The sequence below is a fragment of the Caballeronia sp. dw_276 genome (genome assembly GCF_018449635.1).
In the GTDB taxonomy this organism is placed as follows: Bacteria; Pseudomonadota; Gammaproteobacteria; order Burkholderiales; family Burkholderiaceae; genus Caballeronia.
Window position 1 is genome coordinate 412344 of sequence record NZ_JAAVUV010000005.1, and the last position, 15732, is coordinate 428075.

The window sequence follows — 15732 nt, forward strand, 5'->3', positions numbered from 1 at the left end:
CCAACTATTTTTGATGAAGGCGGCATGCCCACAAACGAGCGATTTTGTACGGGGTCGCACACAGTGCCCAAAACTTAGCTATGCGGCTTTTTGGGCATGTCCGATAATTGAGGGAGGTTTTTGATACACCCTATCCAACGGAGTAGATATGTCCCGCCTGTTTTGCTATTGCCGCGTGAGTACCAATGACCAAACCGTAGCTAACCAAATTCTTGAGATTCAAAACGCTGGGTTTGCCGTCGATAAAAAGCGAGCGATTACTGAGACTGTGAGCGGTTCTATTGCGGCTATGTTGCGGCCCGGCTTTGCATCGCTCGTGGAGCACAAGCTAGAAAGCGGTGATGTTTTGATCGTGACGAAACTGGATCGTCTTGGGCGCTCAGCGCATGACGTGCGCGTTACCATTGATTCACTGGCGACAAAGGGCATACGCGTACATTGTTTGCAACTCGGCGGCGCTGATCTAACAAGCCCAGCGGGACGCATGGTTATGGGCGTTTTGAATACGATTGCGGAATTTGAATTGGATTTGCTCCGGGAGCGCACGCATGCCGGGCTAGATCGAGCACGCGCACAAGGCAAGACGCTAGGCCGTCCCTCTGTACTCAGCACGAAGCAACGTGAAGACATAGCCAAGCGCATTGCCGATGGTGCGTCTATCTCAAGCTTGGCCCGTGAGCTTGGCGTGAGTCGCCAATCCATCCAGCGGGCAAGGGCAACAGCCACGGCGTGATTGTGCTATTGATTGCCATGCGTGTTTGCCTTTGACAACGCCTAGAATTGCGCTAGTTTGAATCACAATAAAAGGCACTGAGAGGCATACCATGACGGTATTGACCAATGAACAACGCGCCTTCCTAGAGCACCACAAAATCCCGCTTTCATGGGTCTTCGATGCTGCCAACTTGAAAAAGGCTGAGTATCAGGAAGCTATGCGTGAGCTTGATATGCTCATTGCCGTTGGCACCTCGGCATGCAAGGCGGCGGGGCATCGTATGCGCACACGCGCGGGCCACTGCGCACAGTGCAATCCCGCTACGCTTGCCTTCATGCGGCGCAACGATGCTCCTGGCTACGTCTACATTGCGGCCCCAGCAAATGGCGCTATCGTCAAGGTAGGCTCTTCTCAGAATCCTACCCAACGCATGGATACACTGAATGCATTTGAGTACGGCGGGTATCGAGATTGGCGGCTGCAATTTTCGGAGAAGTGCGAACGTGCGGGCAACATCGAATTCAACGCACACCGCATGCTGAGCCAGTACGCCACACCCGGAATCTACAGACGGGGAAGCGTGCAAGTGAATTGCCAAGAGTTATTTGCCTGTGGCCTTGCCGATGCAATCGCCATCGTAAAAGCTGCCCTTGCGGGTCAGGTAGCCGATGCTCGCAACAAATCACGGGCTGATAAGGATCCTCCACATACAGAGAAGCCAGCGGCGCGGCCCGCACCCAAGGCAAGCCATGCCCCCCAGCCCCGGCCCATGCCTCGTGCCAACACCACAAGCCACACGGCCCGCGTTGATCCGCATGTAGACTCGGTGCCCACACCCTCGCCAACAAAAAAACGGCTACAAGACCATCTTTGGCCGCTGGCAATGTGGGTGCTTCCGCTAGTCACCTTCCTGTGCTCTGAAGGTAAGTTTGGACACAAACTCACAATGGCTTTTGTTGTGCTCGTCGTGCAATTTCCAATAAGCATGGTTGGATTGCTCGTTGGCGCTACCATCTTCAAATCGCTTCGCGGCTTGTGGAGATAGCAACTCAAACACCCACGCTGATACGCGCGTGCGAACGGCGAGTGTCTACGCGCCTAGCTTCCCGTTTTCCCGGACTTATTCGCTTTCTCTACACCAAAGGCTAATCCCACCGTAAAGATAAGCCCGCACACAAACCACACGATTCCAAAGACGGCGAGTTTGCCCACTAGCGAAGCCATCGGCCCGGCATTGTCTCCGCCCGAAAAAAACGCCACCACAGCGGCAAATGCGCATGATGACCACGTTGCAAATTTCGTGACGTTGCCGTCATTGATTATTTTTAGCTTCGTCAATACGTAGCCGATACCAAATCCCGCTATCGCAAATACGATCAAGCCGCCACCGCCCGGCGCTTCATAGACGTTCATATCTCCCCCTTGTTCTTGTTTGGGTTCAGCCTCGCACCGATCGCAAAAATGCAATCGATTGCCACTATTGGCCGTGTTTGACAACGCGTAAAATTGCGCTTCCCCGCCACAAGCGACGTGGCATTAGCCTAAGCATGAGCAAGCACAAACATGAAAAAATTTCCAAAAACGACCCCGGCTGACTCGCCGGAATACGTCGCAGGGCTTCAACAAGAGTTGCTTGCCGACGCTGAAAAGGCCCTCGGTAAGCTCAAAACTTTGATTCGCATTGAACCGCCACGATTTCAAGAGCCCGGTCCGGGGCCGATCATACAATTTAACCACGCTGAAGATGCCGTTTGGGCCTTACTTAGCTCGGTTGCGGCTGGCGACTGGCGAGCGCTTGTAGAAGAGCTAGGGCATGAGGTCACACATTTGCTCGACGCCCGCAGAGGTGCGGCAAGCTGGCTTGAGGAAGGCGTTGCCATAGCCTTTTCGGCGCGATCAATGATTGCGTGCAAATTGAAGGTTCACTATTCAGAGCACGTGAATTTCGAAAAAGCTTTTCGACTGGCGAATAACCTCCCAAACGGAGCAATTCCGTTCGGTAAGAAGGTGCGGGAAACGTTCGGTAGCCTCACCGGCCCAACGGCGTCGGACCTTATTTCTATTGCACCCAAGTTAGATTTGCAAACTGCGGAAAAATTAGTGAAGCTATTTCCTCCCGTTTAATCAGCGTTGTTAATAAGCTTAGCTACCAATTCGGATTGCTACGCGGGAATGTTGCGCGGCACCCTCGCGCCGTGCATTTGCTCCCATTCGAAATCTGGATATTGCTTGCCGCTCGAAACGAATTGCCGGAAGGTCATCAAGGCTTCCACGATACCTTGCATCGCTCCCGCATCGGCACTTAGTGTTTGTGGCAAGCCAGCATCTAACCGGTAAAACGCCTCGCTGAGACCGCATTCAATGGCAAGAAAAGGCCAAAACCAATCGCTGGCCGGGTCTGGGTGCGCGTCACCCAACGGCCTTCTCAAAGCGCAATGAATGTTCATGTTCGCCCATTCTAGGCGGTAGCGAAGGAGAATGGCATCCCATTTGCCTATGGGGTCCAGGTTCGCACTGATCCCGTGAAGGTAAGCCGCGATAAGCTCGCTCTTGCTCGAAACTAACTCTAAATTACTCTTCAATTCTCCAGTGATTCCTACCCAGCCCCGCAGCCCTGTGGGGTCGGGCGTAGGCGGGCTATCAAGCACTAACACCTGAAAAGCGGCGCAAGTTATCACCGCATTTACGAGGGCATCTCGATTTGCTTGTATCGGGTTGTCCGCTTTTAATACCGCGAGCACACTCTCAGCAAACCCCCTGCCCTTTTGCTCAACAAAATCCGGGGTGAAATCTTTCGTCATTGCGGTGTTATTGGTCCATAAGTCCCGCACGGCGATTGAGCCAGCTATGAAGGCCGGGCCATTTATGTTTGCTAGCCCGTTGTCGATTTCCCTCTTGGCGTTCAGCGCTTCTTTTATCTTTTTGAACATGGTCCCAAGCCACAAAAAAGTGAAGCCTCACTATATTTGATCCGTCCGTGTGGTGCCTATGGCTAGTCATTCTTCTTGAGCATCGCCGAAACGGTTTCTGTCAGATAGTAAGGCATGCGTTGGTCGCGTCCGTCGAAAGGCGGGTACAGCCCGGCCCGCTGGCGTCGGTATAACGTGACGCGTGAGATATTCAGCATGGCGACAACTTGATTTACACGCACCCGCCCCGGTCGGTCTAGATAGACTTTTGGCGGGGCTTTCGCGGGCTTGGCTGGCCCGGCATCGACAAGCGGCTTGGCCTTGCCCCTCTTGCGTGCCTTAACCTCAGCTACCTTCCCGGCTTCAATCGCATCTCTGACCCATTCCCACGCCATAGCTGCCCCCGGTCACGCGTGCTGCTTTGTTTTCAACGGAATCACGTTTGATGCAAACAACTTGTGAAGCTCTTCGCCAAGCTGTTGCCATGCTTCCCTTTGCTGAGCGTATTGCTTTTGGTGCTGGTAATTGCCTTCCGCACCGTTGGTTTCGACGTGATTTAGGCATCGCTCAATCACGTCACTGGTCACACCAAGCTCACCCATTCTCGTTGCGCCCGACCGTCGCAAATCGTGGGGCGTCCACGGCTCACCAAAAAGCAAGGCATCGTATTTGTTCGTGCGCTTGGTAAACACCCCGCGCTTGATTCGATCCTTGATTTCTTCCTCAGAGCGCTGCCTGTCTTTCACTTGCTTGGCAATCGCCTTGGTATCGATATGGTTCTCTTCATCGTCGGATGGATAGCAAAACTTGCGGTTGCCCGTAATTGCCTTTAACTCCTCAAATCGTGCAATGGCGAAATCAGAAAGGAAAATCAAATGTGCATGGCGGTTTTTCGAGTCTTCTGCCGGGATTTTCCACACACCGGTATCTAGGTCAACATTGCTCCACAGTGCCCGGCTTAATTCGCCCACTCGGCACAACGTTGCAAGCATGATCGGGATAGAAAGGCGAGTCGTATCTTTCAGCCCGGCATTAGGCAAGGCACTCGCGAGCGTCCGGATTTGCTTCTTATCTAGAACCCGGTCCCGCACCACGTCTTTCTTGAACAAATCGTTTTTGTCGATACGCGCGGTCGGATCGATATCCACATACTCACGCTGATAAGCAAACCGGAAAAACTGTCGGATTTCATTGAACGTGCGAAGGGCTAGGCGTTGCACTCCGCGTTCCTGCATGGCGTCCGTTACGTCGAGTACGTTCTTGCGTGTCACGGCACGAACCGGAATCGAACCAAGGGTTGGCAACACCTCGCCTTCCCACACGCGCACCAACTCTGCCCGGCTGCTGGCTTCCCGTTTCAACAAGCCCAGCCATTTCTCATACACGGTTTTAACAGTCACCCCGGCGGCGGCACGGGCCTCTGCCTCGGCTATCGCGGCCTTGGCGGCTTCGATTTCATCTAATCTTTGCTTTTCCGCGTCAAGCCGCTCTTTCTCGCGTTGCTCTAATGGGTCTACCCCGGCGGAAACCAATTTGCGTGCATCGTCACGAACCCGCCTGATTTCGGCAAGACTCTTCGCGGGCCACGTGCCGCACGCCATCTCCCGGCGTCGCTGCTTGAATCGGTATTGATAGTTGAAGGTCACAGAAAGGCCGCTACGCGTCTCGCGCATGGTCCCGGTCAACCCTCCCCGATCCTTAACAATCTCACCCGCCTTCTTAGCTTTGAGGGCGGGCACCGTGAGTAAAACGGCTTCTGGCATGGCTCTCCCTAGTGGCGCTGCCAGCTTTCATACCCTGACAGATACCCTGACAAAATCGTGTTTTTGTATGAATCGCCATGATACAGGCAGAAACAACCAAAATCGAGCAAAGCCAATGCCGGAAAGGCTTAGACAAGGTTTTTGATACAAGCTGAGCTATGCTGATTCGCTCACTGAGCCTGCATGGGGTGCAGGTGGTCGGAGGTTCAAATCCTCTCGCCCCGACCAGTTTTGATGAAGGACTTAGGCTTAACCGCCTAGGTCCTTTTTTCGTTTACTCCGCATTTTTGCTGCAGTGCGCGCATCCGGTCGCGCTCTCGCCGCGTATAGACCCTCATCAACTATAAAACCAAGGCCAGATGGGCCGGCATAGTTCTGCCGCGACCTCTACTGCCGCATTCCGGGGAAACACAAATGTCAGTCAGCAAAGGCCGCAAAAAGGCACACAGTACCTCCTTTGACAGCAAGCTCTGGCCCGTTCACGCGATGATCGTGTCGAGAAGTGCGTCGCATATCGCAAGCACGTTGTCGGCCCAACAGCGCATCAATGCACTCGCCGAAGCGCTTGCGGAAGTCGCAAAAGATTTCGGCGACGACGCCATCGAAGGCTTCCTCATCGCTATGAAAAGCTGGTTCGCTCAGCGAGAGTATGGCGCTGCCATCGAATTGGTCGGGTACTTCCAGGAACACGGCCGATTGCCCGAAACCGCGCCGCAGCCGCAGACAGGCCGTCGTGTATCGCGCGGTGGCTCGAAGGACGCCAACGCTCCTTCGTTACGCGCGCCATAAAACACTCGCAAAAACGCCCGGCTATCGAAGAATAACCGGGCGCATTTCATACGGTCCTGCCATTAGCGCAAGGCGGAGTAAGCCGTCGGCGTCAGAAAATGATTCTCGATGCGTTCAACGATCGGCGATTTCGCCTCCGTCTCAGCACGCTTCGCGATCCACTCGGCATCGGCTTGAAATGCGTTCCACTTCGTTTCGCGCTCAGCGAGACTTTCCCACTTGAGCAAATAAGTCAGGGCGTGATTGCTCGGCCCCGCGATCGTCGTAAAAAACCCGATCTGTTCAATGCCATATTTCTTGAAGAAATCAAGCGTGATATTGGTGAACCGGTCGTTCAACGCCGGCAAACGGCCAGGCGCGCAATGATAGATACGCATTTCAACGATCATCTTTTCCTCGTGGACATAAAGTAATGCGGCTGTAAACCAGGCCGCCGTTGGACTCACCACGAGCAATCGTACCGGCGTTTCACCGCGATCGCACTCGGTGGCTGCGAGAAGCCATCACTACGCTTGCTCGGCCGAAGCAAAATCCTCGGCATCGACGTCATAACCGGACGGCTCCCATCGGATCGAGAGCAACGCAACAAGCCCGGCCAGCGGAGCAACCGCGATGATCCAGAAGACCTTCGTGCCAAGCGCCGCAGACAGCACGGGAAACAAAAACAACGACACGGTCGAACTCGCGCGCATCAGTGTCTGATTGAAACCGACGCCCACACCACGCAGGGAAGTCGGGTAACTGAGCGACGCGAAGGTCATGCTGTGCGAACCGGGGCCGAAGCCTTGCCCGAGCAGGAAGACGGCGAGAAAGCCAATCGCCAGCGCCACTTGCGCGCCGCCGGCCGGCCGTCCGACCACGGCCAGGCCGATCAACGCCGCCAGCTGAAACGCATAGCCGAGCACGGTCAGCTTCCACGCGCCGACCTTCGGCACGGTGCGCACGGCGATCAGTCCGCCCACGAACGCAAAGCACAAGTTCAACGCGAGCGAGGCAAGGATGGTCGTCAGCATCGACTGCGCGAGAAAGCTCGAGATGATCACGGGCAAACCAAAGGCCACGGCGTTATACGCAAACGATGAAGCCACGGCAATGACAGTCGCGAGCACCGTACGGCGAAGATAAACGCCGCGCAGCAACGCGCCGTAGTTGCTCCAGGTCGCCTTGTGCACCGGCGCTTTCGTGCCCTCGAGCGCGGTGGCATCGACCTCTACATCAATGCCGTACGAGCGCTTCAGAATTTGCGCAGCGCCGCGCAGGTCGCCTTGGTTTGCAGCCCAGACCGGCGACTCACTGATGTAACGGCTGCGGATCGCGATGATCACCAACGCCGGCAACGCGCCGAACCCTAGTGTGAGGCGCCACAACCAGCCCGAGTGACTGGCGGGCAACACCGCGTACAAGGCAAGCACCAGCAAGTAAGAGACGCTGATGGCGGCGTACCAGGTTGGACACCACATCGCGATGCGCGCCGCCTTGTTGCCGCGACCGTTCAACCGGGAGAACTCCGCGAGAAACGCCATCGCTACAGGCAAATCGATACCGACACCCAAGCCCATCACGAAACGCGCGCCACCGAGCACCCAGGCATTTGGCGCAAGGCCGCACGCGATCGCCGCGACGACGAAGAAGAACATATCGGCCATGAAGACGCGGTATCGGCCAATTTTATCGGTGAGATAACCGCCCAGAAATGCGCCGATGATCGCCCCGAACGTGATGGCCGACGCGACGAAACCGGTCGCCGCCGGCGTCAGCGAAAACTCCCGCGCGATATCTTTTACGCCGAATGCGAGTGCGCCGAGATCGTAGGCATCGAGGAAAACGCCACCCAGCGCAATCGCGATGACAATGCGCGCGTCGCTTCCCACCGCGGCGCCGCGATTGACCAGGTTTGAAACATCGGCGGCGCTTCGGATGACGGGAGGCGCGGCGTCAGGCGTCGAAGACGCGATTGCAGGCTCGGCCGCGAAAGAAGTGGACATGGGATGGGCTGCGCAGAAAGAAGCTGCAAAAGAAGCGATAAAAGGCGCGATCGTACCGGCGCGCGTGCTTCATCCCAAATTCATTTTTGTTATTTGCCGAATGACGGCGAAACCAGGCCGCTATTTGCTTCGAATCAAGCTCGATAAGCGGGCACGCAGAAATTTTTCGTATGGGCGCTCTGACGATCAGCGAACGTTGCGCGCAAAGATTTCTCACGCGCAACGCCCGGGAGCTTATTGCGGCATAGCGGCGGCTGCCGCTTCCCGAATTTGTTCTGGGCTTAAATCGCGCGTATGCGTCGCGAGCGACCAGCGATGACCAAACGGGTCTTCCACCTGGCCATACCGGTCGCCCCAGAACATGTCGGTGACGGGCATGATGACCTTCGCCCCGGCTTCGACGGCCTGCGCAAAGGCGCTATCAACGTCGTTCACATATAAATGCAGTGTCACGGGCGACCCTTTCAGCGTGAGCGGACTGCTGTGGCCGCAATTCTCGAACTCCTCTGCAAGCATCAGCGTGGAATCGCCGATACCGAGCATTGCGTGCATCACCGTGCCGCCCGGTCCAGGCAAGCGCATGTGTTCGACTGCATTAAACGCTTTGCCATAGAACGCAATGGCGTCGGCGGCGCCTTTGCAAATCAGATGAGGCGTGATCGTATGCATCCCGTCGGGGATCGGCTTGACGGTAGACGTGGACATTGCAGTGCTCCTGAGTTGAATGTAATTGACCACCTGAGACGGCGCATACTCAGCGCCTTCTGTCCACACGACGCGCAAGAACATCGTCAATCGACAGATACAAACAAATAAACTCAGCGAAATAGATCTCCGCGACTATTTCAATATCGATGCTCCAAGCAAACTGCAGTACTTTTTGCAATCTTTATTTACGTCCGAAGTGCATACATGGATCGCTTTTACCGTTGATCCGAGCATCAACACTTTTCTCGATGCATAATTCCGATCGCTAAAAGGTATCAACGCCTCGCGCTTAATGATGCAAAGCCTGAAATCGTTACGCAATCCGCTGACTAAAGCGCGTTTCAATTCTCTGATCATTAACTTTCGTCTGATTGAATTATCGTTATTTGCGTGTTCAGCTTCTTTCGTTGAATGGAGCGGGACAACGCATGATGGTGGCTTGCGCGATGGGCGTGAATCCGTCCCCTTAAATAAAGCTAAAGTTTTGCTCACGGTGGCCGAAAGCCCATCTATGGACCACGAAATGAAACCTGCCGACGACTCCAATGATCCGACCTTTCTACGGGCACGGGCATTGAGTATCAGTGTCGGCGCAATTCGCAAGGCGCAAGGAAAGGCGTCTCCCGCTGATTTCCCGGTAGGCACCGTGGAGTGGCATGCTGTAGTCGAGGATTTCGCCAACGATGTATTGAAGGCAATGCTTTCAGAACCGGATTTGCCGCTACTCGAAATCCGGCGAGATAACGCCAGAAAATAACTGGCGTAAGACTGCAATAAGCGTCATTGCCAAATCTTCAGTCTGTTGAAAACAAAAAGGCGTCGCTGATTAACCAGCGACGCCTTTCGAGACAGAGCGGCGAATTGATATAGGCTTTTGCGCCTATCCACCTAGTAAATCGATCACCTTCAAAAGTTCCTTGCGCAATTGATCGACGTCGACTGAGACATTTGCCTCGGGCATGCCACCTGTTTCCCCCGAGTCATCCATATCGGCTGCACTGCCATTCGAACGACCGTGTGAATCAAGACGGTTGCGCGCGCCATTGATGGTAAATCCCTGCTCGTAAAGCAATTCGCGAATGCGGCGGATCAGCAGCACTTCATGATGCTGATAATAACGGCGATTGCCGCGCCGCTTCACGGGCCTCAGCTGCGTGAATTCCTGTTCCCAGTAGCGCAACACATGCGGCTTGACGCCGCAAAGCTCGCTCACTTCGCCAATGGTGAAGTAGCGTTTTGCAGGGATTGGAGGCAGGACGACTTTTTCCATCGTCAATCAACCGTCGTGGTGAATGTCGCGAATCTGATGGATATCGCTAATAAGCGCTTGGGCGATACAGAGCGTATGCCCGTCACTTCAGCGGCCGAAACTGTTTTCAGCACCAGCTTCCACCAGTGCTTTCAACTTCTGACTCGCATGAAACGTGACGACACGGCGCGCAGCAATGGGAATGGCTTCTCCCGTTTTTGGATTACGGCCGGGACGCTGCGGTTTATCGCGCAATTGGAAGTTGCCAAAACCAGATAGCTTGACACTGTCGCCGCTTTCAAGGGCGTCGCGAATGACCTCAAAAAATGCTTCCACCATGTCTTTGGCTTCGCGCTTATTCAACCCAACATGGTCGAATAGCATCTCCGCCAATTCGGCTTTGGTGAGCGTAGGCGTTTCTGCCGTTGCCGCACTGTTCGAAGTGGAGACATCTCGGATCATGGCGCTACGTTGCGCCGAAAGAAGGGCTTCGAAATCACTCGAGTTCATTTGGTTCATATCGAAAAAATGGCGTGACGATGAAGACGGAGGGCGCCAGCTGCTGGCTATCCGCGCAATCGCGCGCCATGTACTCGAGTCAAGCGTTCCACCAGTGTTTTGATGGCCGTATCGACCGTTTCGTCCTGAAGCGTCCCGCCAGTATCTTGCAACGTTACACGGAAGGCAAGGCTTTTCTCATGCTCGCTCAACCCACCGGAAGTGCTTGATTTTGGACGGAATTCGTCGAATAAAGCAAGCTTCGTGATGTACCTGCAGGCCGGCTCCGAACGGGCGCTTTCGAGCTCGTCGAGGAGCGTCTGGACCTCCACTTTCTGGTCCACGACAACCGCAATATCGCGCCTGACAGGCGGGAATTTCGTCACGTCGGCGGGTACCGGCAACGCGCGTTGCATCAAGGCTTCAGCTTCGATTTCGAACAAAACCGGCGCATGCGGCAGATCGTACTTCTGCATCCAGCGCGGATGCAGGTCTCCGATCCAGCCCACCGCGCGGCCGTCGATCTCGATCCGGGCACTGCGTCCAGGGTGCAACGCCGGATGTTCCGCCTTTACAAACCGCGGCACCACGGGTGCAAAGAGCGCTTCCACATCGCCTTTTACGTCGAAGAAATCAACCGCCCGCGACGGCGCGCCCCACTGCTCCTCGAGCGCCGGGCCATAAGCCAGGCCGCCGATCATCTTGGGCTGAGCAAAACCTTCAACCGCCAGTTCGCCCGCTTTGATCGACGGATCGTGCAGGAACACGCGGCCGGCTTCGAACACGCGAATCCGGTCTGCGCGACGGTTCAGGTTGTAGCGCAACACGTTGATCAGGCTGCCGAAGAGCGTCGTACGCATCACCGAAAGCTGGCTTGCGATCGGATTGAGCAATTTCACCGGATTCGAATTGCCGGCGAAATCCGCTTCCCATTCGGCATCGACGAAACTGAAGTTCACCGTCTCCGCATAATCCCGCGCGGCGACTGCGTGCCGCAGCACGTGAACGGAACGCCTGGTTTCATTGGTCGGTCGCATTTCGCTGATTGCGACAGGCGGACGCGCTGGAATCTTCTCGAAACCGTAAATGCGCGCAACCTCTTCAATCAGGTCTTCTTCAATTTCGATATCAAATCGATATGGTGGCGGCGTTACGGCAAAAACGTCGCCGTCATGCATGAATTTCAGGCCCAGCCGCGTGAAAATCTGTGCAATCTCTTCAGCGCCAATCGTCACGCCGATAATCCGGTTCGCGCGCGAAACACGCATGTTCACCGGTTCGCGCTTTGGTACGTTGAGCGTCTGGTCATCGACCGGACCGGCGTTGCCGCCGCAAATATCGAGGATCAGGCGCGTAATGCGCTCAATATGTTCAACGGTCGTCGAGTAATCAACGCCGCGTTCGAACCGATGCGCCGCATCAGTCGAAAAGTTGTACTTGCGCGCGCGGCCGCGGATGCTGTCCGGCCACCAGAACGCGGCTTCCAGATAAATGTTGGTCGTGTCCAGAGAAACGGCCGTGCTGTCTCCGCCCATGATCCCGGCGAGGCTTTCGACGTGCTGGTCGTCCGAGATGACACCAACGGTTTCATCGAGTTCGACCGTGTTGCCGTTGAGCAGCTTGAGCGTCTCGCCTTGTCTGCCCCAACGTACTTCAATGCCGCCACGAATCTTGTCCAGGTCGAACACATGCGAAGGACGGCCGAGCTCGAGCATCACGTAATTCGAGATATCGACGAGCGCAGAAATGCTGCGCTGTCCCGAACGTTCGAGGCGCTCGACGATCCAGGCCGGCGTCTTGGCGTGCGCGTTCACGCCACGGATCACACGGCCGGAGAAACGTCCGCACAGATCCGGCGCCGACACCTTGACGGGCAGGATTTCATCGATTGTCGCCGTCACCGGCTCGATGTCCAGCGCGTGCAACGGCGCGCCCGTGATCGCAGCGGTTTCGCGCGCGACGCCAAACACTGACAAACAATCGGCCTTGTTAGGCGTCAGCTTGATTTCGAACACGGTGTCATCGAGATTCAGCGTCTTGCGGATGTCCTCGCCAATCGCCGTTTCCGCGGGCAGGATCATCAGGCCGCTGTGGTCTTCCGACAGCTTCAATTCACGCGCCGAGCACAACATGCCCTGGCTTTCCACGCCGCGCAGCTTTGAGAGATTGATCGCGAACGGCGCACCACCGGCTTCGGCCGGCGGTAATTCGGCACCGACCAGCGCGACCGGCACCTTGATGCCCGGCGCCACATTCGGCGCGCCGCACACGATGGTCAGCGGCTCGCCCGTGCCCGCATCAACCTGACAGACGTTGAGTTTGTCGGCGTTGGGATGCTTCGCCACTTCCAGCACTTGCCCGACAACGATCTTCGTGGTCGGCGGCGCGACCGGCGCGAGCCCTTCCACTTCGAGACCCGCCATGGTGAGCGCGTGTGAGAGTTCATCGGTCGAAAGCTTCGGATCGACGAAAGTTCTAAGCCAGGATTCCGGGAATTGCATGTGTGTCTAGTTCGAAATAAGGTGTGTCTGCGTCTGGACGACGGCCTTTGGCAGCGTGCTCCGAGACAGCTTTCTCAGGCAAATTGCTCGAGGAAACGCAGATCGTTTTCGAAGAAAAGGCGCAGATCCTGCACGCCATAGCGCAGCATGGTCAGGCGTTCGAGACCGCTGCCAAACGCAAAGCCGATATACCGTTCCGGATCGAGTCCCATGTTTCGGATCACGCTCGGATGTACTTGTCCCGAGCCCGAGATTTCGAGCCATTTACCGGCGTTCTTGCCGTGCTCGAACATCATGTCGATCTCGGCGGACGGCTCGGTGAACGGGAAATACGACGGCCGGAAGCGTACGAGAATGTCATCGCGCTCGAAGAATTTCTTCAGAAAATCCGAGTACACGCCCTTCAGGTCGGCGAAGCTGATGTTCTCTTCAATCCACAGGCCTTCGACCTGATTGAACATTGGCGAATGCGTGGCGTCACTGTCCACGCGATACGTCCGCCCCGGCACGATCACCTTGATCGGCGGCTTGTTCATGCGCGCGTAGCGCACCTGCATTGGGCTGGTATGCGTGCGTAGCAGCAGCTGCCGCCCATCCGCATCCTTCCCGTCGATATAAAACGTGTCCTGCATCGAACGCGCCGGATGATTTTCCGGGCTGTTAAGCGCAGTGAAGTTGTACCAGTCCGTCTCGATTTCGGGGCCGTCGGCCACATCGAAACCAATCGTGCTGAAAATTTGTTCCACGCGCTCCCACGTGCGCATGACCGGATGCAGGCTGCCTGCGCCGGGACCGCGGCCGGGCAACGTGACATCGATCGACTCCGATGCCAGCCGCTGGTTCAGCAACACGTCCGCCAGCGCCTGACGGCGCGCGTTCAGTGCTGCTTCCACTTGCTGCTTGACCGCGTTGATGCGCGCACCTTCGGTCTTGCGGGTATCGGGATCAAGCTTGCCCAAGCCCTTCAGCAGATCCGTAAGCACCCCGGATTTACCGAGAAAGCGGGCCTTTTCATTTTCGAGCGTTACCGCGTCTGCGGCGTGTTCGAAGGCATTTCGCGCGTCGGCGACAATCTGGTCCAGATCCATTGATCCCATCATTTCAGCGTCAAAGTTCTTCTGATCGTTCCCGGGGTAGTTTCAACCCGGCTTCACCAACAAAAACGGGGCTCTTGTCGAGCCCCGTTTTCAGTCGTTGCGCTGCCCTTGAACTACAACGGGCAACGCTACAACGAACCACGCAGTACCAATCTCGCTAACGAGCTCGATCAGGCTGCAACGGCGGCTTTTACCTGCTTGACGATCGCAGCAAAAGCAGCCTTGTCGAACACAGCCATGTCGGCCAGCACCTTGCGGTCGAGTTCGATCGAAGCCTTCTTCAGGCCGTTGATGAACACGCTGTACGTCATGTCGTGCTGACGCACCGCAGCGTTGATACGCGTGATCCACAAAGCACGGAACACACGCTTCTTGTTGCGGCGATCGCGATAGGCATATTGCCCTGCGCGCATGACCGCTTGCTTGGCGATGCGATAGACGTTATTGCGACGGCCGCGGTAACCCTTGGCCAGCTTGATGATCTTCTTGTGACGGGCCCGTGCGGTAACCCCACGTTTGACTCTAGGCATAGTGCGCTCCTGTGAGTGTCAGTTAAGGGTTAAGCGAACGGCAACATTGCGCGCACGGAATTCATGTCAGCTGCATGAACTTCCGTGGAACCGCGCAGATGGCGTTTTACCTTGGTGGTCTTCTTGGTAAGAATGTGACGCTTGAAGGCTTGACCACGCTTGATGGTACCGCCCGGACGCACCACGAAGCGCTTTGCAGCACTCTTCTTGGTCTTCATCTTCGGCATGAACTACTCCAGTTTATTAGATGGATATGGGTGTGCGGTCGATCCAAACGATCCTGACCCGCCCTTCGAAACCCACATACCACTTATGAGCAGCGATCTTTAACGATCACCGCTTTTTCATGAGCGCCGCCATTATCAGGCAACGCCCTGAAACCTGCTCATTCGATGCCGCGCACACCATGACGTTCAGGCCGCGCGATCCATCGAAATTACTTCTTTTTCTTCGGGGCCATGACCATGATCATCTGGCGCCCTTCCATCTTCGGCATTTGCTCGACTTGACCGTGCTCTTCGAGATCGGCCTTCAGCCGCTCGAGCACGCGCATGCCAATTTCCTGGTGGGCCATTTCCCGGCCGCGGAAACGCAACGTGATTTTCGTCTTGTCGCCGTCTTCGAGGAAGCGCGTAAGGTTGCGCAGTTTCACGTTGTAGTCACCGTCGTCGGTGCCAGGACGGAATTTGACTTCCTTGACCTGAACGATCTTCTGCTTGAGTTTCGCCTCGTGCTGCTTCTTGGCTTCCGAATACTTGAACTTGCCGTAGTCCATCAACCGGGCAACAGGCGGAACGGCCTGAGGCGCGATTTCGACGAGATCCACGTCTTGTTGTTCCGACATGCGGAAAGCATCGGCGAGCTTCACGATTCCCAGCGGCTCGTTGTCCACTCCGACCAGGCGCAACTCAGGTGCCGTGATTTCCCCGTTGATGCGATGTGCAGACTTATCAGTAGCGATGTTACGTTTCCTCTAAAAATTCAAAAA

19 protein-coding genes are annotated in these 15732 nt (G+C 55.9%); 5 read left to right on the forward strand and 14 right to left on the reverse strand.

All coding sequences use genetic code 11. From position 1 onward, the window contains the following. Nucleotides 1-148: 148 nt before the first annotated feature. Entirely contained in the window at nt 149-733 is a 585-nt protein-coding gene (locus HB633_RS13185; protein WP_213778529.1) for a recombinase family protein, read from the forward strand. A 91-nt stretch (nt 734-824) separates the two neighbouring features. Further along, nucleotides 825-1760, forward strand: coding sequence for a GIY-YIG nuclease family protein (locus tag HB633_RS13190; protein ID WP_213778530.1), 936 nt, complete (start codon nt 825-827; stop codon nt 1758-1760). Between the two features lie 53 nt (nt 1761-1813). On the opposite strand, the gene HB633_RS13195 is transcribed toward HB633_RS13190, so the two are convergent. Next, complete coding sequence (locus tag HB633_RS13195; RefSeq protein ID WP_213778531.1) at nt 1814-2128, reverse strand: hypothetical protein; 315 nt, start codon at nt 2126-2128, stop codon at nt 1814-1816. A gap of 150 nt (nt 2129-2278) precedes the next feature. Between HB633_RS13195 and HB633_RS13200 the strand changes: the two genes are divergently transcribed. Next, complete coding sequence (locus HB633_RS13200; protein WP_213778532.1) at nt 2279-2839, forward strand: hypothetical protein; 561 nt, start codon at nt 2279-2281, stop codon at nt 2837-2839. Between the two features lie 38 nt (nt 2840-2877). Here HB633_RS13200 and HB633_RS13205 read toward each other — a convergent pair whose 3' ends face one another. From HB633_RS13205 to HB633_RS13215, 3 genes are all read right to left on the reverse strand, one after another. Beyond that, entirely contained in the window at nt 2878-3645 is a 768-nt protein-coding gene (locus tag HB633_RS13205; protein WP_213778533.1) for a hypothetical protein, read from the reverse strand. Between the two features lie 62 nt (nt 3646-3707). Continuing rightward, entirely contained in the window at nt 3708-4019 is a 312-nt protein-coding gene (locus tag HB633_RS13210) for a hypothetical protein (RefSeq protein WP_213778534.1), read from the reverse strand. Nucleotides 4020-4031: 12 nt separating this feature from the next. Beyond that, nucleotides 4032-5387, reverse strand: coding sequence for a site-specific integrase (locus HB633_RS13215; protein ID WP_213778535.1), 1356 nt, complete (start codon nt 5385-5387; stop codon nt 4032-4034). A gap of 414 nt (nt 5388-5801) precedes the next feature. Between HB633_RS13215 and HB633_RS13220 the strand changes: the two genes are divergently transcribed. Next, entirely contained in the window at nt 5802-6176 is a 375-nt protein-coding gene (locus tag HB633_RS13220) for a hypothetical protein (protein WP_213778536.1), read from the forward strand. A gap of 62 nt (nt 6177-6238) precedes the next feature. Here the strand turns inward: HB633_RS13220 and HB633_RS13225 are convergent, their stop codons facing one another. The 3 genes from HB633_RS13225 to HB633_RS13235 all read right to left on the reverse strand — a co-directional run bounded on the left by HB633_RS13225 (nt 6239) and on the right by HB633_RS13235 (nt 8866). Next, complete coding sequence (locus HB633_RS13225; RefSeq protein WP_213778537.1) at nt 6239-6565, reverse strand: NIPSNAP family protein; 327 nt, start codon at nt 6563-6565, stop codon at nt 6239-6241. 117 nt (nt 6566-6682) lie between these two features. Next, nucleotides 6683-8161, reverse strand: a complete 1479-nt coding sequence (locus HB633_RS13230) for an MFS transporter (protein ID WP_213778538.1) — start codon at nt 8159-8161, stop codon at nt 6683-6685. A 234-nt stretch (nt 8162-8395) separates the two neighbouring features. Further along, complete coding sequence (locus tag HB633_RS13235; protein WP_213778539.1) at nt 8396-8866, reverse strand: VOC family protein; 471 nt, start codon at nt 8864-8866, stop codon at nt 8396-8398. 295 nt (nt 8867-9161) lie between these two features. On the opposite strand from HB633_RS13235, the gene HB633_RS30860 reads away from it, so the two are divergent. Beyond that, nucleotides 9162-9626 carry a hypothetical protein gene (locus tag HB633_RS30860; protein ID WP_255580908.1) on the forward strand — a complete coding sequence of 155 codons (465 nt, stop codon included), beginning with the start codon at nt 9162-9164 and terminating at the stop codon, nt 9624-9626. Nucleotides 9627-9749: 123 nt separating this feature from the next. On the opposite strand, the gene HB633_RS13245 is transcribed toward HB633_RS30860, so the two are convergent. From HB633_RS13245 to infC, 7 genes are all read right to left on the reverse strand, one after another. Further along, nucleotides 9750-10139 carry a MerR family transcriptional regulator gene (locus HB633_RS13245; protein WP_213778540.1) on the reverse strand — a complete coding sequence of 130 codons (390 nt, stop codon included), beginning with the start codon at nt 10137-10139 and terminating at the stop codon, nt 9750-9752. A gap of 87 nt (nt 10140-10226) precedes the next feature. Continuing rightward, nucleotides 10227-10637 (reverse strand): integration host factor subunit alpha, encoded by a 411-nt coding sequence (locus HB633_RS13250; RefSeq protein WP_056364192.1) that lies wholly within the window; start codon nt 10635-10637, stop codon nt 10227-10229. 47 nt (nt 10638-10684) lie between these two features. After that, nucleotides 10685-13117, reverse strand: a complete 2433-nt coding sequence (gene pheT / locus HB633_RS13255; RefSeq protein WP_213778541.1) for a phenylalanine--tRNA ligase subunit beta — start codon at nt 13115-13117, stop codon at nt 10685-10687. 74 nt (nt 13118-13191) lie between these two features. Further along, on the reverse strand, nt 13192-14205 hold the full coding sequence (gene pheS / locus HB633_RS13260) for a phenylalanine--tRNA ligase subunit alpha (RefSeq protein WP_213778542.1): 1014 nt from the start codon (nt 14203-14205) through the stop codon (nt 13192-13194). A gap of 179 nt (nt 14206-14384) precedes the next feature. Then, a complete protein-coding gene (rplT, locus tag HB633_RS13265) occupies nt 14385-14744 on the reverse strand; it encodes a 50S ribosomal protein L20 (RefSeq protein WP_007585475.1) in 360 nt (119 codons plus the stop codon). 29 nt (nt 14745-14773) lie between these two features. Further along, nucleotides 14774-14971 carry a 50S ribosomal protein L35 gene (gene rpmI, locus HB633_RS13270; RefSeq protein WP_158934330.1) on the reverse strand — a complete coding sequence of 66 codons (198 nt, stop codon included), beginning with the start codon at nt 14969-14971 and terminating at the stop codon, nt 14774-14776. A 209-nt stretch (nt 14972-15180) separates the two neighbouring features. Further along, entirely contained in the window at nt 15181-15705 is a 525-nt protein-coding gene (gene infC, locus HB633_RS13275; protein ID WP_075359824.1) for a translation initiation factor IF-3, read from the reverse strand. Nucleotides 15706-15732: the final 27 nt, after the last annotated feature.